The organism is Streptomyces netropsis (assembly GCF_014203545.1).
Taxonomy (GTDB): Bacteria; Actinomycetota; Actinomycetes; order Streptomycetales; family Streptomycetaceae; genus Streptomyces; species Streptomyces netropsis.
In genome coordinates this window covers 179,069-196,617 of sequence record NZ_JACHJG010000013.1, presented here as the reverse complement: position 1 = coordinate 196,617, position 17,549 = coordinate 179,069, and the positions used below count along the sequence as shown (strand labels likewise).

Below are 17,549 nucleotides of genomic sequence, written 5' to 3'. Positions count from 1 at the left end.
CTCAGGCGGCCCGACTTCGCGGAGCGCCGTCCCGGCGCCGGCGCACATGCGCCAGCAGGAACAGCAGCAGGCTGACGACCGCGACCGCGGCCACCCCGCCCCGCACGCTCCAGGCGTGCAGCGCGAGCATGGTCTGCGCGACCAGCAGATCGATGGCGACCGCCCCGCCCGCCGCGACGACCGAGCGGCTGAGCGGATCGATACCGCGCAGCGCCGCCCCCACGGCGCCCGCCGGTGCCATGACGAGAAAGAAGAGGGTGAGCGGCGCACGCAGTGGCGAGCCGATGTCGGCGAGCGCCAGCACGGCCCCGACCCCCGCGATGGCGACGGCGGCGCCGACGACCAGGGGAAGGGACTCGGCCGCCCGAGTTCTCCTTCCGACGGGGTCGTCGGCTTGGTTGAGTTCCGTGGGATCCGTGAGATCAGTGACGTTCTGCATTGGCGACTTTGCCCCCCGAAGCGCCGGATGCCGGGCTTCAATGTCGCGCAATCGGCAGAGGCGCGTCAAGATGTGAAGGCCGTGCAAACGGCCTCCGGATATCGCACCGCGGCGGAACCGGAGGTTGTCCGTCAGGTGAACACTTCACCAAAGTGTCGCACCGTCAACCCAGGATCTTCAAAGGCCCGTTGGGGCAAATGAGGGACGCCGGGCGACGCCCGACACCCATACGGACGCGCACGCGGATTCCCGCACCCGGCCGTCGGGGCTCCCGGCGGTGGGCAGTCGGTAGCGGAATGTCATAGACCTGACACGCAAAGGTCATTTATAGGACCACCGTTCCCACAATTTTGGCATGGACACTTCCATTGTTGCGGGGGTGGCTGCTACGACGGACGTGGCCGAAACCCTGCTATGGGAGGTTCCATGAAACTGTCCACGCTCACCGGCTCCGTTTCCGCGTTCGCCCTCGCGGCCGTCCTCGCCTTGTCCGGGGCCGGAGCCGCACATTCCACGGAGAGATCCTCAACTCCCGCCTATGTGGCCCTCGGCGACTCCTACTCATCCGGAGTGGGGGCCGGCGGCTACATCGGCTCCAGCGGCGACTGCAAGCGCAGCAGCAAGTCCTACCCGGCGCTCTGGGCCGCCGCGAACGCGCCCGCGAGCTTCGCCTTCACCGCCTGCTCGGGTGCTCGAACGGGTGATGTTCTCAGCAGTCAGCTCGCCCCGCTCAACAGCTCGACCGGGCTCGTCAGCATCAGTGTCGGCGGCAACGACGCCGGATTCGCCGACACCATGTCGACGTGCGTCTTCGGCTCCGACAGCACCTGCCTGAACCGGGTCGCCCAGGCCCGTACGTACATCGAGGGCACTCTCCCCGGACAGCTCGACTCGGTCTACTCCGCGATCAAGGCCAAGGCGCCCGGCGCCCACGTCGTCGTGCTGGGCTATCCACGCTTCTATCGGATCGGCGGCGGGTGTAGCGGCGGCCTGAGTGACAAGAAGCGGATCGCCATCAACGGCGCGGCCGACCACATCAACACCGTCCTCGCCAAGCGCGCCGCCGACCACGGCTTCGCCTTCGGTGATGTGAACTCCACCTTCGCCGGGCACGAGATCTGCTCCGGCAACGCGTGGCTGCACAGCGTGACGCTCCCCGTCGACGAGTCGTACCACCCCACCGCCTCGGGGCAGTCCGGCGGCTATCTGCCGGTGTTCGCCTCGGCGGCCTGAGTCGCGAGCTTGACGTGCGGCCCCCGGCGGCGGACCGCCGGGGGCCGGAGGTGCCGGGGAAAGGGGGCGCGTAGGTAGGTGCGCCGGGGGCGCATAAGAAGGGGAAAGGCTCCCCCCTTGTTACCCATGGGCCTCACCCTCCGTGACTCATACCACGTCGTGCGACCGCACCCCGGCCTCCCCGGGGGCGGCGCGCCGCCCGACCCGCCCTTCCCAGCCTGTTTCCCCTCGCCCCCGGCTCCGCTCCCGCAACGGAGCAATTCGGAGTAAATGCACCACAACGGAGTGTGATTACCGCCGGTTCGTCACTGCTTTCGCCTTGTCAACTCGCCCTCCGTGACGGCAGGTTCGCGCCAGGGCCGTCAACGCCCTTGACGGGGTGGTGAATCCGGGTTCCCGATGCGCGGGTGACGCGATGGGGCGATAGGGTTACTCTGCCTGGGCCGGGTGCCTCGTACGGGTGGGGAGTCAAATGGATCAGATAGCAATGCGCGGCAGGCCACGTGTGCCTGCCATCAACTGCGGAAGCGGCGCTTCCAGCGCGCGTCTCGACCGCCATCTCGCCGTGCTGGGCGGACCCGCCCTGCCGCAGCGTGAGGTGGAGGGCGCGACGGTGCTGATGCGCGAGCTGACCGCGCGTGACCGCGCGCGTACCAAGCAGAGCCGGACCGCCAGGGTCTCGCTGTTCGCACCGCTGCGACGGCTTCGCCGTTCGCTGTTCGGCAACCACAGCTGACCCGGGGCCCGGCCCCCGAAGCTCGGAGCCCGGCAGCCCCACCGACCCGGCACAGCGCCGACGGTCGCACCCCCTTTCCCCGGGGGCGACCGTCGGCGCTTCGGTGTATCCAGGCGAGCCCGGTTCAGCGCGGCTGGTCCAGCCCGGCCCGGCCCGGCCCCCGTCCGTCAGTCCGTCTCCGCTTCCGCTTCGAGCGTGACGGTGAAGGAGAACCGGTCGCCGCGGTAGCGAATGCGCGCGACGTCGACGGCGCGGCCGGTCTCGTCGTAGGTGACGCCCGTGTAGTGCAGGATCGGGCTGAGCAGCGGCACCTGGAGCAGCCGGGCCGTCTCCGGGTCCGCCAGGCGCGCCTCGACGGTGTCCGTGATGCGGCTGATGCGCACCCCGACCGCGTCGCGCAGTACCTTCGTCATCGGCCAGCGGGCGAGGTCCGCGAGGTCGATGCGCTCGGCCAGCTCGGGGCGGACGAGGTTCTCCGCCCAGTTCGTCGGCTCGCCCGACTCCTCGTCGCAGCGCAGCCGCCGGTAGGCCACCGCCTCGTCGATGTCCGGGAAGTGCTCGGTCAGCTCGGCCGGGACCGGGACCGGGCCATGGCCGAGCACGGCCGTGCGCTCGCCGGACTGCTGGGCCACGATCGTGTCCACCGAGCCGAGCAGCCGCACCGGCGAGCCGCGCCGGGCGCTCGGCTCGATGAACGTGCCGCGCCGGCGGTGGCGGCTGATCAGCCCCTCCGCCTCCAGCTCCTTGAGCGCCTGCCGCATGGTGAGCACGCTGACGCCGTAGTGCTCGGCGAGGGCGTCCTCGGTGGGCAGCCGCAGCGGGTCGTGCGGGCGGCGCCCGAGTATCGAGGCGCGCAGGGACTGCGACACCTGATACCAGAGCGGCAGCTTGCGGTTGAGCGCGAGGGAGTCGGGGGCGAAGGTGGTCACGGGAACTCCGGCTCTACTGCGGCACTGACGGCTGGGTCCTGCCGGGGGTCACGCCCCGGAGCCCCAATGGCGCTCCAGACCCTGCCACACCTCGTCGTACCCCTTCTGCAGGTGTTCCGCGGTCCGCGCCTGCTCGGTCGCCGTCACCGGCCAGCGCGTCTCGAACATGAACGCCAGCCCGTCGTCCACCTTCTGCGGCCGCAGCTCGGCCGCGCTCGCCTTGTCGAAGGTGTCCCGGTCCGGGCCGTGTGCGGACATCATGTTGTGCAGCGAGCCGCCGCCCGGCACGAATCCCCCCTTGCCGGCGGTCTTCGCGTCGTACGCGCCCTCGATCAGCCCCATGTACTCGCTCATCACGTTCCGGTGGAAGTACGGCGGCCGGAAGGTGTCCTCGCCGACCAGCCAGCGCGGCGCGAAGACCACGAAGTCGACACCGGCCAGCCCCGGGGTGTCGGACGGCGAGGTGAGGACCGTGAAGATCGACGGGTCGGGGTGGTCGTAGCTGATCGTGCCGATCACATTGAAGCGGCGCAGGTCGTAGACGTACGGGGTGAGGTTGCCGTGCCAGGCGACGACGTCCAGCGGCGAGTGGCCGTACGTCGCCGACCAGAGGTTGCCGCAGAACTTGTTGATCACCTGGACGGGGCCCTCGACGTCCTCGAAGGCGGCGACGGGGGCGAGGAAGTCGCGGGCGTTGGCCAGTCCGTTGGCACCGATCGGGCCGAGGTCGGGGAGGACGAACGGGCGGCCGTAGTTCTCGCAGACGTATCCGCGGGCCTCGGGGTCCAGCAGCTCCACCCGGAAGCGCACCCCGCGCGGGATCAGTGCCACGTGCCCGGGCTCGGCGCGCAGCAGGCCGAACTCGGTGCGCAGCAGCAGCCCGCCGCGCTGGGGGACGATCAGCAGCTCGCCGTCGGCGTCGCTGAACACCCGGTCGGTCATCGAGGCGTTGGCCGCGTAGAGGTGCACGGCCATGCCCGTGCGCTGGGTGACGTCGCCGTTGCCGCCGAGGGTCCACAGCCCGGCGAGGAAGTCCGTGCCCGGGGCGGGCTCGGGCAGCGGATCCCAGCGCAGCCGGTTGGGGTCCGGGACGGTCTCGGTGAACGGCGCGCTGCGCAGGCCGCCGTTGTCGATCCGGGTGAACGGCGGGTGGGCGGCGGACGGGCGGATGCGGTAGAGCCACGAGCGCTGGTTGCTGTGCCGGGGCTCGGTGAACGCGGTGCCGCTCAGCTGCTCCGCGTACAGCCCCAGCGGTGCCCGCTGCGGTGAATTGCGGCCGTGCGGCAGGGCTCCGGGGACGGCTTCGGTGCTGTGTTCGTTGCCGAAGCCGGACGAGTGGACCAGCCCGTCGGCCGTCTTGCGTGCCTGCTCGTTGTCCGTACCGCTCATCGCGTGCTCCCGCTGCCGGTGGATTCCTATGGAAGACCGTAGGATTCCCGGCGCGGCGCGTCAATGGATCAGTTCGCCGACGCGCGGGAGCGACGGGGCCGGACCCGCGCGCGCCGAGGGGGCCCGAGGGGCCGGGGGCGAGGCGTGCCGGTCGTCCGTACCGGTGGGTAGGGTCGGCCCGGACCGAGCGTCACCGCCGCCGTCCCCGGGAGGGACCCGATGACCCGACCCCACAGCAGCGCCCCGACCGGCCCCGTGAGTGCCCCGCGGATCTGCCCGCTGTGCGAGGCCACCTGCGGGCTGATCCTCACGCTGGAGGACGGGCGGGTGACCGGCGCCCGCGGCGACCGCGCCGACGTCTTCAGCCGGGGCTTCGTCTGCCCCAAGGGCGCCGCCTTCGGCGAACTGGACGGTGACCCGGACCGGCTCGCCCGCCCCCTCGTGCGCCGCGACGGACGGCTGCGGGAGACCAGCTGGGACGAGGCGTTCACCGCGGTCGCGCGCGGACTGCGCCCGGTCCTCGAGGAGCACGGACCGCAGGCCGTGGCCACCGTCCTCGGCAATCCCAACGCGCACACCATGGCGGGGGCGCTCTACCCGCCGCTCCTGATCGGGGCGTTGGGCAGCCGCAACGTCTTCACCGCCAGCACGCTCGACCAGATGCCCAAGCACGTCTCCAGCGGGCTGCTCTACGGCGACGCGATGGCGGTGCCCGTGCCCGACCTGGACCGCACGGACCACCTGCTGATGATCGGCGCCAACCCGCTCGACTCCAACGGCAGCCTGTGCACCGCGCCGGACTTCCCCGGCCGCCTCAAGGCGCTCCGGCGGCGCGGCGGACGGCTCGTGGTGATCGACCCGCGCCGCACCCGCACGGCCGCCCTCGCCGACCGGTACGTGGCGATCCGGCCGGGCGCCGACGCGCTGCTGCTCTTCGCGGTCGTCCACACGCTCTTCGCGGAAGGTCTCGTCCGCCCCGGCCCGCTCGACGAGCACCTGGTGGGCGTGGCGGAAGTGCGGGGACTGGCCGAGGACTTCACCCCGGAGGCCGTGGCCGGGGCGTGCGACGTGCCCGCCGAGGAGATCCGCGCCCTCGCCCGCGAACTGGCCGCGGCCCCCCGCGCCGCCGTCTACGGCCGCATCGGCAGCACGACCGTCGCCTTCGGCACGCTCACCAGCTGGCTGATCGACGTGCTCAACATCCTCACCGGCAACCTCGACCGGCCGGGCGGCGCGATGTTCCCGCTCTCCGCCACCGCCGCCGCGCCCCGCCCGCCCCGGCCGGGCAGGGGCTTCGCCCTCGGCCGCTGGCACAGCCGGGTCGGCGGGCACCCCGAGGCGAAGTCGGAGCTGCCCGTCGCCGCGCTGGCCGAGGAGATCGACACACCGGGGGAGGGGCAGGTACGGGCGCTCGTCTCCGTCGCCGCCAACCCGGTGCTCTCCGCGCCGAACGGCGCCCGTCTCGACCGGGCCCTGGCCGGGCTCGACTTCATGGTCAGCGTCGACCCCTATCTCAACGAGACCGCCCGCCACGCGCACGTCGTCCTGCCGCCGCCCCCGCCCAGCCGCAGCGCCCACTTCGACTTCACCTTCAACGCCTTCGCCGTCCGCAACCAGGTGCGCTACACCCGGCCCCCGATCCCCCTCGGCGACGACCGCCCCGACGAGGCCGAGATCCTCGCCCGGCTCGTCCTGTGCGCCGGCGGCCGCCCGGACGCCGACCACCGCTCGGTCGACACCGCCACCATCGCCCGCACCCTGGGGAAGGCCGTCACCGACCCGCTCTCCCCGGTGCACGGGCACGACCCCGCCGTCCTCGCCGAGCGTCTCACCGGCCGGACGGGCGCCGAGCGACGGCTCGACCTGATGCTGCGCCTGGGCCCCTACGGCGAGGGATTCGGCGCCGACCGGGAAGGGCTGACGCTGGAGAAGCTGCTCGCCCACCCGCACGGCATCGACCTGGGCCCGCTCACCCCGCGCGTGCCCGAGCTGCTGCGGACCCGCAGCGGGAAGATCGAGCTCTGCCCCGACCCCATCGTCGGCGAGGCGCTCCGGCTGCGGCGTTCCCTCGAGGACGGTGCCGCGTCGCCGGACTCCCTCGTCCTGGTCGGCAGGCGCCATCTGCGCTCCAACAACAGCTGGATGCACAACGTCCCCGCCCTGACCGGCGGCAGCAACCGCTGCACCCTCCAGGTCCACCCCGAGGACGCCGCACGGCTGGGGCTGTGCGACGGCGGCGGCGCGCGGGTCACGGGCGACGGCGGCGCGGTGGAGGCGCCGGTCGAGGTCACCGACACGGTGCGACGGGGTGTGGTCAGCCTGCCGCACGGCTGGGGGCACGACCGGCCGGGCACCCGGCTGTCGGTCGCGGCCGCCACCCCGGGCGTCAACGTCAACGCGCTGTCCGACGGCACCCGCCTCGACCCTCTCTCCGGCACCGCCGTGCTCAACGGCTACCCGGTGCGCGTCACTCCGGTCACCCTCATATCGCTCGCACCAACCCCGTGACCTGGGGTTCTGCTCGTATTGCGCAGGTGTCAAGGCCTTGTGAACCCAAAGTTTGCCCACTTAGCGTCACCAGGACCGCCGTCCCGCGGTGGAGTTCAAAGGCGAACGTGAGGTACCCGCATGCTGACCATCCTGGGCTTCGGCATGATCGCCACCTTCCTGGTGCTGATCATGCTGAAGAAGATGTCGCCCATGGCGGCGCTGGTGATCGTCCCGGCGTCGTTCTGCGTCCTGGTGGGCAAGGGCTCCCACCTCGGCGACTACGTGCTCAAGGGCATCGGCTCCCTGGCGCCGACGGCCGCCATGCTGATGTTCGCCATCGTCTACTTCGGCGTGATGATCGACGTCGGACTCTTCGATCCGATCGTCCGCGGCATCCTGCGCTTCTGCAAGGCCGACCCGATGCGGGTGGTCGTCGGTACCGCGGTGCTCGCCGCGATCGTCTCGCTCGACGGGGACGGCTCCACCACCTTCATGATCACCGTGTCGGCCATGGTGCCGCTCTACCGCCGCCTCAAGATGAGCCTGGTCATCATGACCGGTGTCGCCGCCATGGCCAACGGCGTCATGAACACCCTGCCCTGGGGCGGCCCGACCGCCCGCGCCGCCACCGCGCTCAAGCTCGACGCCGGCGACATCTTCGTACCGATGATCCCGGCGCTGGCCGTGGGCCTGCTCTTCGTCATCGGCCTCGCGTACGTCCTCGGCCTGCGTGAGCGCAAGCGGCTCGGCGTCCTGACCCTGGAGCAGGCCCTGGGCCGGCCCGACGGCGAGCCGGAGCCCGAGCAGGCGCTGATCGGCTCGGCCGGCGCGGGCGACGTCCCCGCTCGCAAGACGGCTCCGGCCGGCGCCGGGGCCACGGCGAGCGGCACGGCGACCGGTTCGGCAGCCGAGGACCACCCGGCCGACGGCGGCGACACCGAGGACGACGCCTCCTCCGAGATCCTCGACCCCCGCCGCGCCACCCTGCGCCCGCGCCTGTACTGGTTCAACGCCGCGCTGACCGTCGCGCTGCTGACCCTTCTGATCCTCCAGACGCTGCCCATCCCGGTGCTCTTCCTGCTCGGCGCCGCCATCGCCCTGACCGTCAACTTCCCGCACATGCCCGACCAGAAGGCCCGCATCGCGGCCCACGCCGAGAACGTCCTCAACGTCTCCGGGATGGTCTTCGCCGCCGCCGTCTTCACCGGGGTGCTGACCGGCACCGGCATGGTCGAGGAGATGGCCCGTACCGTCGTCGACGCCGTCCCCGACGCGATGGGCCCGCACATGGGCCTGGTCACCGGCGTCCTGTCGATCCCGTTCACGTACTTCATGTCCAACGACGGCTTCTACTTCGGCATCGTGCCGATCCTCGCCGAGGCCGGCGCCGCCCACGGGGTCTCCCCGCTGGAGATCGCCCGGGCCTCGCTCGTCGGCCAGGCCCTGCACATGTCGAGCCCGCTCGTGCCCGCCGTCTACGTGCTCGTGGGCATGGCGAAGGTGGAGTTCGGCGACCACACCCGCTTCACCGTCAAATGGGCGGCGCTCACCTCCCTCGTCGTCCTCGGCGCGGGGATGCTCTTCGGCATCATCTAGGCATTCACCGAACGGTCGTTACGGTCACGCCGTACGTGATCAAGTGCACCGGACGTCCCCTGGCGCACCAAATGCGTTCGGCGTTAGCGTGAGGCGCGTACGGGCATCGAACGGGCGCGCGAAGGTGTGGGCGCCCGCGGCCTGCCCCTACCCCGAAACCGAGGAGACGGCCTGTGATCGCGCACGACGGGATGTTCATCGACGGCGAGTGGCGGCCCGCAGCCGGACCCGACACGATCGAGGTCGTCAACCCCGCCGACGAGCAGGTCATCGGCACCGTCCCGGCCGGAACGCCCGAGGACGTCGACGCCGCCGTACGGGCCGCCCGCGCGGCCCTGCCCGGCTGGGCCGCCACCCCGCCCGCCGAGCGGGGGCGCCACCTCGCCGCCCTGCGCGACGCGCTCGACGCCCGCCGCGAGGAGATCGCCGCCACCGTCGTCGCCGAACTGGGCTCGCCCGCACGCTTCGCGCAGCGGGTCCACGCCGGCCTGCCGATCGCCGTCACCGGCTCCTGCGCGGAACTCGCCGCCACCCACCCCTTCGAGGAGAAGATCGGCAACTCGACCGTCCTGCACGAGCCGGTCGGCGTCGTCGGCGCCATCACGCCCTGGAACTACCCGCTCCACCAGATCGTCGTCAAGGTCGCACCCGCCCTCGCCGCGGGCTGCACGGTCGTCCTCAAGCCCGCCGAGGACACCCCGCTCACCGCCCGGCTCTTCGCCGAGTGCGTGGCCGCCGCCGGGATCCCGGCGGGTGTCTTCAACCTCGTCACCGGGCTCGGCGCCGTCGCCGGCCAGGCGCTCGCCGAGCACCCCGACGTCGACCTGGTCTCCTTCACCGGATCGACGGCGGTGGGCAAGCGGATCGGCGCGATCGCCGGCGCGGCCGTCAAACGCGTCACCCTCGAACTGGGCGGCAAGTCCGCGAACGTCATCCTCCCCGGCGCGGACCTGGCCAAGGCCGTCGCCGCCAATGTCGCCGACGTCTGCCGCAACACCGGCCAGTCCTGCAACGCGTGGACGCGGACGCTCGTCCACGCCGACGACTACGAGGAGGCGGTCGCCCTCGCGGTAGCGGCCGTCGCCGCGTACACCCCCGGCGATCCCACCGACCCGGACGTCCGCCTCGGCCCGCTCGTCAACGCCGCGCAGCACGCCCGCGTCCGCGGTTACATCGACCGGGGCGTCGCGGAAGGCGCGCGGCTCGCCGCGGGCGGCTCCGACGTCCCGGAGGGCCGCGACCAGGGCTACTTCGTCCGTCCGACCGTCTTCGCCGACGTCACCCCGGAGATGACGATCGCCCAGGAGGAGATCTTCGGCCCGGTCCTCACCTTCATCAAGTACACCGACGAGGACGAGGCGGCCCGCATCGCCAACGGCACCGTCTACGGGCTGGGCGGGGCCGTCTGGGCCGCCGACGACGCCACGGCCGCCGCGTTCGCCCGGCGCATGGACACCGGACAGGTCGACATCAACGGCGGCGGCTTCAATCTGCTCGCGCCCTTCGGAGGCCACAAGCAGTCGGGCATCGGCCGTGAACTGGGCGCGCACGGCCTGGCGGAGTTCCTGCAGACGAAGTCCCTGCAGTTCTGACCGGAGCCCGGTCGCCATCGCGCCCGGCCCCGGCTGAGTCCGCCGACGTAGAGGTAAGGGAAGGCCCGTCATGATCCGTGCCGCCGTACTGTCCGCCGTGGGTGCCCCGCTCCGGATCACCGGGATCGAGCTGCCGTCACCCGGCCCCGGCCGGGTCCGCGTCAAGCTCGCCGCCGCCGGCGTCTGCCACTCCGACCTCTCCCTCTCCAACGGGACGCTGCGCCAGCCCGTGCCCGCCGTCCTCGGCCACGAGGGCGCGGGCACGGTGACCGAGGTCGGGGAGGGCGTGACCCATGTGGCGCCCGGCGACCGCGTCGTCCTCAACTGGGCGCCGTCCTGCGGCGACTGCCACCTCTGCGGACTCGGCGAGCCCTGGCTGTGCGCCGACGCCGGTTCCACCGCCACCGTCCCGTACGCCACGCTCGCCGCCGACGGCTCCTCGCTCTACCCGGGGCTCGGTACCGCGGTCTTCGCCGAGGAGACCGTCGTCCGGGCGAGCGCCGTGCTGCCCCTGCCCGAGGGCGTGCCGCTGGTGGAAGCGGCGCTGCTGGGGTGCGCGGTCCTGACCGGCTACGGCGCGGTGCACCACAGCGCCCGGGTCCGGGCGGGCGAGTCCGTCGTGGTCTTCGGCGCCGGTGGCGTGGGACTGGCCACCCTCCAGTCGGCACGCCTCGCCGGCGCCGGGACGATCGTCGCCGTCGACGTGTCGCCGCGGAAGGAGGAACTGGCCCGTGCCGCCGGGGCCACCGACTTCCTCGTCGCGGACGACACGACGGCCAAGCGGATCCGTGAACTCACCGGCGGTCACGGCGCGGACGTCGCCATCGAGTGCGTGGGCCGGGCCGACACGATCCGCACGGCCTGGTCCGCCACGCGCCGGGGCGGGCGCACCACCGTCGTGGGCATCGGCGGCAAGGACCAGCAGGTGACCTTCTCCGCCCTGGAGCTCTTCCACTTCGGGCGGACGCTGTCGGGCTGTGTCTACGGCAACAGCGACCCGGCGCGCGACCTGCCCGTCATCGCAGGACACGTGCGCGCCGGGCGGCTCGACCTCTCCGCCCTGGTCACCGAGCGGATCGGGCTCGACGGCATTCCCGCCGCCTTCGACGCCATGCTCGCGGGGCGCGGCGGCCGGGCGCTGGTGGTGTTCCCGGAGGCGGGCTAGGGAGTGACTCCCGGATCCCGCCTCGCCCCCGTCACCGCGCCCGGCCGGGGGCTCAGCCCGCGGCCGTCCGGGGCCAGTGCCGTGACGGGAGATGGACGGTGACGAGCACGAATCCGGCCAGCATGACATTGCGTCCGGCGGCTTCGAGACCGTTCCACTTCGAGGACTGCCACATCGCGAACCACTCGCCGCCTATGGCGATGAAGCCCATGCCGAAGAGCACTATGAGCATCACGAGCCCCACGGTGGTCGCCCGGCGGGCCGCGTCGTAACCCCGGGGGCGGGTGACGCGCCCCCGCAACCCCCGCACCCACAGCACCGTGCCCGCGAGGAGGGCGAGCGCGGTCAGCGCCTCCCAGCCGATGATGGCGAGGTAGGCGAGGTCCTGGGCCGTGCGGGAGGTGACGGCCCGCCACATCAGGTCGTCGTCCTGGAAGGTGGTGTCCATCGCGAGGACGTGCCGGACGAACTCCCGGTTGGTGCCGAAGTCCGTGACGTTGCCGAAGACGACCAGCGCCATGTACAGCGCCAGGGTCGCGGTGAGCGCCGTCGCCGCCACGGGCAGGGTGCCGAGGGCCGGTGGGCCCCCGCGCCCGCCGATCATCGCGCGCCCCGCCCACCGGCGATTCCGTTTGCCGTCCATCCGGCCCTCCCCTGGATACCGTCAGGTGTATTGAAGGCATGATTCCCGGACACGGCCCCTCCGCACCCTAAGCGCTTGCTCACCTTCGCGGTATGGTGTTCGTTCTGTCGGAACAGGCCCGTGGCGGGCCGGGAGAGCGGGGCGTGCGATGGGCGCGGAGGCGAAGCGGGCCGAGGAGTGGGCCGACGTCACACCCGATGCCGCCCGGCGGTTGGTGACCGCGGCCGTCCAGGCCTTCGCCGAGCGCGGCTACCACGCCACCACCACCCGCGACATCGCCGGGCGGGCCGGCATGAGCCCCGCCGCGCTCTACATCCACTACAAGACCAAGGAAGAGCTGCTCTACCAGATCAGCGGCGTCGGCCACCGGCTCGCGCTCGACATCCTCCGCCGTGCCCGGGAGGGCGACGGCAGCCCCGCCGAGCGACTCGCCGAAGCCGTGCGGACCTTCGTCCGCTGGCACGCGGAGCACCACACCACCGCCCGCGTCGTGCAGTACGAACTGGGGGCGCTCGGCGAGGAGCACCACGACGAGATCGTCGGGCTGCGCCGGGACTCGGACGCAGCCGTCCGCGCCATCATCGAGGACGGCGTCGCGACGGGCGACTTCGACGTCCCGGACGTGCGCGGCACCACCCTCGCCGTGCTGTCCCTGTGCATCGACGTCGCCCGCTGGTTCAGCGCGGACGGCAAGCGCACCCCGGGCGAGGTGGGCGAGTTGTACGCGGGGCTGGTCCTGCGCATGGTGGGGTACGCGGGCCAGGAGTGAGGCGTTCCGGAGCCGCCGGGCCCCAGGGGCACCGCCTCAGGAGCAGACCTCAGAGGTAGAAGCGGCTCACCGACTCCGCCACGCACACCGGCTTGTCGCCGCCCTCGCGCTCGATCGTCACCGCCGTCACCAACTGCACTCCGCCCTCCACCTCCGACACCCCGGCGATCCTCGCCGTGGCCCGCAGCCGTGAGCCGACCGGCACGGGGGAGGGGAAGCGGACCTTGTTCACGCCGTAGTTGATGCCCATGCGGACGTTCTCGACGCGCATCAGCAGCGGCACGAGGGACGGCAGCAGCGAGAGCGTCAGATAGCCGTGCGCGATGGTCGCCCCGAAGGGTCCGGCCGCCGCCCGCTCCGGGTCCACATGGATCCACTGGTGGTCCCCGGTCGCCTCGGCGAAGAGGTCGATCCGTTTCTGGTCCACGTCGAGCCAGTCGCTCGGGCCGAGTTCCACACCGACCGCGGCCCGCAGGTCGTCCAACGAGGTGAAGATCCGGGGCTCCGTCATCCACGTGCCTCCCACACAGAGTGTCCAAGCGCTTGCTCAGCATGTGGGGCGGCTCTCCCGCTGTCAACGCCCCGCGTTGACGTAAGGTCTTGAGCCGTGCCGCAGATTTCCACGAAGGTTCACGAACTCACCGTCGGCCAGCTGTCCGCGCGCAGCGGCGCGGCCGTCTCCGCGCTGCACTTCTACGAGTCCAAAGGCCTGATCAGCAGCCGCCGCACCTCCGGCAACCAACGCCGCTACGAGCGTGACGCGCTGCGCCGGGTCGCCTTCATCCGTGCCGCGCAGCGCGTCGGCATCCCGCTCGCCACCATCCGTGAGGCGCTCGCCGAACTGCCCGACGAGCGCACCCCCAACCGCGAGGACTGGGCCCGGATGTCCGAGCGGTGGCGCTCGGAGCTGGACCAGCGGATAGCGCAGCTCAACCAGTTGCGCGACCGCCTCGCCGACTGCATCGGCTGCGGCTGCCTCTCGCTCGACAAGTGCGCGCTGTCCAACCCGGAGGACCGCTTCGGCGGTTACGGCAGCGGCTCGGTCCTGCTCGCCGTGGCCGACAAGCCCGGCGGGTCGGCCCCCGAGGCGAAGAACGCGAAGGCCGGGACGGCCGGGACGGCCGCGAAGGCCGGGACGCCGAGGAGGAACGCCCCCTCCGATCGGTGCGCCGAGCCCGGGGCCTGAGGTCCGGGCCTCGCCACCGGTCCCGAGGCGATCAGCCGCTGATCGCCTCGGGCGGCGCGCCGTGCCTTCCGGACGCGCGACGGGCAGGCCCTCACACCGCGGCGTACCGGGCCGCGTAGGCGTACCTCCTGGTCGCGGCCAGCGCGCCCGCGGTGAGCACGGGCACCGGCACCACGATGCCGCAGTCCGTGCAGACGGGTCCCGCCAGCGGGTAACGCTCCAGGTCGGTACGCCACTCGATCCGCTCCTGCGAGCAGACCGGGCAGGCGTCCCCGGGCCCGGACTCCATGGCGGTGATCATGCGGCGCAGCACCTCGGCGAGGCGCGCGCTCGGGAACAGCGTGGGGCTCGCGCACGGCACGATGTCACACCCGCCCCAGGTGTTGCGGTGCCAGTCGTCGACGGCACTGGGCTGCCGGATGCCGTCGTGCTTCTCGCGCCGGCGCCGGCCGGCGAACTCGACCTCGTAGGCCAGCCAGACCTCCCGGGCCTCCTCCAGCTCCTCCAGCGCCGAGATCAGCAGCTCCGGGTCGGGCGCGCGGTCGTCGGGGGACAGTCCCGCCCGGGCGCACAGGTGTTGCCAGGTCGCCCGGTGCCCGTACGGGGCGAAACGTTCGAGACATTTGCGCAAGGAGGTCCGTCGCAGTGCGATCGTGTTCCGTGGATTGCGCACCTCTCGTGCGAGTGCTCTGAAACCTGCCACTGCATCCCACCTCCGACAGCGCGGACTCGGATCGACATGGAAGGGACGTAACTCATCGCCATTCGGATCCATCGGACGCCCGACGCGGCCGACTCCGCTCTGCTACCCCCATCGCGCGCACAGATGTGAGGATCCACGAAGGTGGCGGATCCTCACCCTCCGTTCGGCCGTGGGTCGTGCTCAGCCGCCGATGCGGCCGGCCAGCAGGACGAGCCGCGCCAGCTCGTCGTGACAGATGTCGCCGTGCGCTCCCGACGGCGGCCCGCCGCGGGAGACGACCACCGACGCGTCGACGCTCGCGCACCCCTCGGCGGGCAGCCCGCCGTCCAGCGCCCGCGCGAGGGAGAGGCGCGCGGAGCCGTCCACGGACTGGATGCCGTCGTAGCCCATCGCGCCCCACCGGGTGTTGTCGACCCCCAGCACCGAGTCCGCGTCCCGGGCCAGCCGGGACGCGAGGGGATACATCACGCCGAGCGCCGTGTCGTGACGCGAGTGGACACACACCACCGGCCCCCGCACCCGGCGGTACGCGCCCTTCAGCGCGCCGCCGCGGCCGGTGTCGAAGGGCAGCCGGGAGGAGAACGCGTAGTGCGAGAAGGCACCCTGGAGCAGCGTCAGGGAGGAGACCGTGGCCTCGTCCGGCAGCCCGCGCAGCCCGAAGGCCATCAGCCGGGCGCCGAAACTGTGCCCGACCAGATGGATCCGCAGGTCCGGCGCGGAGCGCGCGAGCACCCCGAGCGCCGGGCCGAGCCCCCGCTCGCCCACCGTGCCGGCCCGGCGCTTCATCGTGTAGTACGAGGCCTGGCGCAGCAGCTCGTGGGCGCCCTTCCACACCTTCTTCCAGCCACCGCCGAACAGCTCCTCCGGCGCCTCGCCACCCGCCAGGGCGTCGGCGAACGCCTCGCACACCGCCTCCGGATCCCCGGCGAGCACGGCGGGTTCACTCTCGCCCTCCAGGTCCTGGACGAATCCCGCGCCCGCTCGATCCGCCGTGACGAGCGCGCGGACGAGGCCGGTGAACTCCGCCAGCCGCTCCGGGGCCTCCGGCCGGTGCTCGAGCAGTTCCGCGAGCCGGGTCAGCGTCTCTTCGCCGTCCGGGAAAACCGTGGTCAGCGCCTGTCGGGTGGCCTCGTCGAGCACGGGCGGCCCGGTGGCGGTGGTCGCGAGCGCCCGTTCCGGGAAGTCGGGGACGGGCTCGTCGGTGAACCGCATCGACGGCCAGATCACGCCGCCGTAGCCCACGCGCACCTCGTCCCCGTCGGCCCCGACGGCGCCGTCGACGAGCGCCGGGAAGGGGGCGAAGAAGCGCCGGTAGAGTCCGGTCGCCCGCGACCGGTCGTTGTTCCAGCCGTGCGCGAAGATCACCAGATCGGTGAGCCGCTCCCGCCCGGCGCCTGCCACCAGGGCGTCCCGCTCGCCGGTGTGGACGTCGCCGTCCGCGTCGAAGGTCAGTTCCCAGTAAGGCTCCACACACATGCCCGCCATGCCCAGTCCCCCTGTGCCGGTCAGATGTGACGCGCATCGTCCCGCCGTCAAGAGGGCCTGTCCAGCCTTTCCGCCTGCGGCTGGGCCGTGCCGGGTTGCACCTCCGCTGCGCGGCGGTGTCCTCAAGCTCCCCCAGCTACCGCTGGGAGGTGCCCCCAGCGGGCTGCTGCGCTGTGTCCTCAAGCGCCGGACGGGCTGCAATCAGCCCGTCCGGCGCTTGAGGACGCGCCCGCAGGGCGCCCGCCGCCGCAGGCGGCACAGGCACGGCGTCCCCACGATGCGACGCGCCCTTCCGCTTCCACATACCGACTGGTTAGTCTGCGCACGCGGCCGCGGCGGCGGCCGGGTACCGAGACCGAGGGAGACACGAACGTGAACACCGTGCGGGACGCGGGAGTTGTGGTCACCGGAGCGGGCGGCGGCATAGGCGCCGCCCTCGCCCGTCGGTTCGCCGCCGAAGGCGCCCGCGTCGTCGTCAACGACCTCGACGCCGCCAAGGCCGCGGCCGTCGCCGCGGAGATCGGCGCGACCGCCGTCCCCGGTGACGCCTCGGAGATCCTTCCCGCCGCCCGCGAGGCGCTGGGCGGTGTGATCGACGTCTACTGCGCCAACGCCGGCGTCGCCGCCACCGGCGGCCCGGAGGCGGACGAGGACCGGTGGGCCGCCTCCTGGGACGTCAACGTCATGGCGCACGTACGGGCGAGCCGCGAGCTGCTCCCCGCCTGGCTGGAGCGCGGCAGCGGGCGCTTCGTCGCCACCGTCTCCGCCGCCGGGCTGCTCACCATGGTCGGCTCGGCCCCCTACAGCGTCTCCAAGCACGCGGCGTACGCCTTCGCCGAATGGCTCTCCCTCACCTACCGGCACCGCGGTATCGCCGTCCACGCGATCTGTCCGCAAGGCGTCCGGACGGACATGCTGCGGGGCACCGGAGCGGCCGGGGACCTGCTGCTCACGCCCACCGCCATCGAGCCCGAGCGGGTCGTGGACGCCCTGTTCGAGGGCATGGCCGCCGATCGCTTCCTGATCCTCCCGCACCCCGAGGTCGCGGACTACTACACCGCGCGGGCCGCCGACCCCGACCGCTGGCTCGATGGCATGAACCACCTTCAGCGCAAGCTCGAACAGGCCCCGGACCCCGACCGCGCGTAGCCGCGGTGGCAGCCGGAGAAGCCACGGAAAGGGCGGCATCCCCAC

At 72.5% G+C, this 17,549-nt stretch carries 16 protein-coding genes; 9 read left to right on the top strand and 7 right to left on the bottom strand.

Annotated elements, in window-relative coordinates; genetic code table 11:
• Position 1 precedes the first annotated feature (1 nt).
• Positions 2–439 (bottom strand): DUF1616 domain-containing protein, encoded by a 438-nt coding sequence (locus FHS38_RS27415; protein ID WP_229822783.1) that lies wholly within the window; start codon positions 437–439, stop codon positions 2–4.
• A 426-nt stretch (positions 440–865) separates the two neighbouring features.
• Between FHS38_RS27415 and FHS38_RS27410 the strand changes: the two genes are divergently transcribed.
• Together FHS38_RS27410 and FHS38_RS27405 are read left to right on the top strand one after the other, a co-directional pair.
• Positions 866–1,672, top strand: coding sequence for an SGNH/GDSL hydrolase family protein (locus tag FHS38_RS27410; protein WP_184737960.1), 807 nt, complete (start codon positions 866–868; stop codon positions 1,670–1,672).
• A 472-nt stretch (positions 1,673–2,144) separates the two neighbouring features.
• Positions 2,145–2,408 (top strand): hypothetical protein, encoded by a 264-nt coding sequence (locus FHS38_RS27405; RefSeq protein ID WP_184737958.1) that lies wholly within the window; start codon positions 2,145–2,147, stop codon positions 2,406–2,408.
• A 167-nt stretch (positions 2,409–2,575) separates the two neighbouring features.
• Here the strand turns inward: FHS38_RS27405 and FHS38_RS27400 are convergent, their stop codons facing one another.
• Together FHS38_RS27400 and hmgA are read right to left on the bottom strand one after the other, a co-directional pair.
• Positions 2,576–3,337 carry a GntR family transcriptional regulator gene (locus tag FHS38_RS27400; protein WP_184737956.1) on the bottom strand — a complete coding sequence of 254 codons (762 nt, stop codon included), beginning with the start codon at positions 3,335–3,337 and terminating at the stop codon, positions 2,576–2,578.
• 48 nt (positions 3,338–3,385) lie between these two features.
• A complete protein-coding gene (gene hmgA, locus FHS38_RS27395) occupies positions 3,386–4,726 on the bottom strand; it encodes a homogentisate 1,2-dioxygenase (protein WP_184737954.1) in 1,341 nt (446 codons plus the stop codon).
• 219 nt (positions 4,727–4,945) lie between these two features.
• Between hmgA and FHS38_RS27390 the strand changes: the two genes are divergently transcribed.
• The 4 genes from FHS38_RS27390 (at position 4,946) to FHS38_RS27375 (ending at position 11,569) form a co-directional block, all read left to right on the top strand.
• Positions 4,946–7,234, top strand: coding sequence for a molybdopterin oxidoreductase family protein (locus FHS38_RS27390; protein ID WP_184737952.1), 2,289 nt, complete (start codon positions 4,946–4,948; stop codon positions 7,232–7,234).
• Positions 7,235–7,354: 120 nt separating this feature from the next.
• Entirely contained in the window at positions 7,355–8,812 is a 1,458-nt protein-coding gene (locus FHS38_RS27385; protein WP_184737950.1) for a CitMHS family transporter, read from the top strand.
• A gap of 173 nt (positions 8,813–8,985) precedes the next feature.
• On the top strand, positions 8,986–10,404 hold the full coding sequence (locus FHS38_RS27380; protein ID WP_184737948.1) for an aldehyde dehydrogenase family protein: 1,419 nt from the start codon (positions 8,986–8,988) through the stop codon (positions 10,402–10,404).
• A 70-nt stretch (positions 10,405–10,474) separates the two neighbouring features.
• Positions 10,475–11,569 (top strand): Zn-dependent alcohol dehydrogenase, encoded by a 1,095-nt coding sequence (locus FHS38_RS27375; protein ID WP_184737946.1) that lies wholly within the window; start codon positions 10,475–10,477, stop codon positions 11,567–11,569.
• Between the two features lie 52 nt (positions 11,570–11,621).
• Here the strand turns inward: FHS38_RS27375 and FHS38_RS27370 are convergent, their stop codons facing one another.
• Entirely contained in the window at positions 11,622–12,173 is a 552-nt protein-coding gene (locus FHS38_RS27370; protein ID WP_184738084.1) for a DUF2165 domain-containing protein, read from the bottom strand.
• A 187-nt stretch (positions 12,174–12,360) separates the two neighbouring features.
• On the opposite strand from FHS38_RS27370, the gene FHS38_RS27365 reads away from it, so the two are divergent.
• Entirely contained in the window at positions 12,361–12,981 is a 621-nt protein-coding gene (locus FHS38_RS27365) for a TetR/AcrR family transcriptional regulator (RefSeq protein ID WP_184737944.1), read from the top strand.
• Positions 12,982–13,030: 49 nt separating this feature from the next.
• Here the strand turns inward: FHS38_RS27365 and FHS38_RS27360 are convergent, their stop codons facing one another.
• Entirely contained in the window at positions 13,031–13,492 is a 462-nt protein-coding gene (locus tag FHS38_RS27360; protein ID WP_184737942.1) for a MaoC family dehydratase, read from the bottom strand.
• Positions 13,493–13,588: 96 nt separating this feature from the next.
• On the opposite strand from FHS38_RS27360, the gene soxR reads away from it, so the two are divergent.
• Positions 13,589–14,167 (top strand): redox-sensitive transcriptional activator SoxR, encoded by a 579-nt coding sequence (gene soxR / locus FHS38_RS27355; RefSeq protein WP_184737940.1) that lies wholly within the window; start codon positions 13,589–13,591, stop codon positions 14,165–14,167.
• 91 nt (positions 14,168–14,258) lie between these two features.
• On the opposite strand, the gene FHS38_RS27350 is transcribed toward soxR, so the two are convergent.
• Together FHS38_RS27350 and FHS38_RS27345 are read right to left on the bottom strand one after the other, a co-directional pair.
• Entirely contained in the window at positions 14,259–14,870 is a 612-nt protein-coding gene (locus FHS38_RS27350) for a hypothetical protein (RefSeq protein WP_184737938.1), read from the bottom strand.
• A 180-nt stretch (positions 14,871–15,050) separates the two neighbouring features.
• Positions 15,051–16,355 (bottom strand): serine-threonine protein kinase, encoded by a 1,305-nt coding sequence (locus FHS38_RS27345; RefSeq protein ID WP_229822782.1) that lies wholly within the window; start codon positions 16,353–16,355, stop codon positions 15,051–15,053.
• Positions 16,356–16,727: 372 nt separating this feature from the next.
• Between FHS38_RS27345 and FHS38_RS27340 the strand changes: the two genes are divergently transcribed.
• The gene (locus FHS38_RS27340) at positions 16,728–17,504 is read left to right on the top strand and encodes an SDR family oxidoreductase (protein WP_184737936.1); all 777 of its coding nucleotides are present in this window, start codon (positions 16,728–16,730) and stop codon (positions 17,502–17,504) included.
• Positions 17,505–17,549 lie beyond the last annotated feature (45 nt).

Coding starts and splice junctions, on each gene's coding strand:
- FHS38_RS27405 (WP_184737958.1), top strand. CDS start 2,145: ATGGATCAGATAGCAATGCGCGGCAGGCCACGTGTGCCTGCCATCAAC.
- FHS38_RS27360 (WP_184737942.1), bottom strand. CDS start 13,492: ATGACGGAGCCCCGGATCTTCACCTCGTTGGACGACCTGCGGGCCGCG.
- FHS38_RS27375 (WP_184737946.1), top strand. CDS start 10,475: ATGATCCGTGCCGCCGTACTGTCCGCCGTGGGTGCCCCGCTCCGGATC.
- FHS38_RS27410 (WP_184737960.1), top strand. CDS start 866: ATGAAACTGTCCACGCTCACCGGCTCCGTTTCCGCGTTCGCCCTCGCG.
- hmgA (WP_184737954.1), bottom strand. CDS start 4,726: ATGAGCGGTACGGACAACGAGCAGGCACGCAAGACGGCCGACGGGCTG.
- FHS38_RS27415 (WP_229822783.1), bottom strand. CDS start 439: ATGCAGAACGTCACTGATCTCACGGATCCCACGGAACTCAACCAAGCC.
- FHS38_RS27365 (WP_184737944.1), top strand. CDS start 12,361: ATGGGCGCGGAGGCGAAGCGGGCCGAGGAGTGGGCCGACGTCACACCC.
- FHS38_RS27390 (WP_184737952.1), top strand. CDS start 4,946: ATGACCCGACCCCACAGCAGCGCCCCGACCGGCCCCGTGAGTGCCCCG.
- FHS38_RS27345 (WP_229822782.1), bottom strand. CDS start 16,355: ATGGCGGGCATGTGTGTGGAGCCTTACTGGGAACTGACCTTCGACGCG.
- FHS38_RS27385 (WP_184737950.1), top strand. CDS start 7,355: ATGCTGACCATCCTGGGCTTCGGCATGATCGCCACCTTCCTGGTGCTG.
- FHS38_RS27370 (WP_184738084.1), bottom strand. CDS start 12,173: ATGATCGGCGGGCGCGGGGGCCCACCGGCCCTCGGCACCCTGCCCGTG.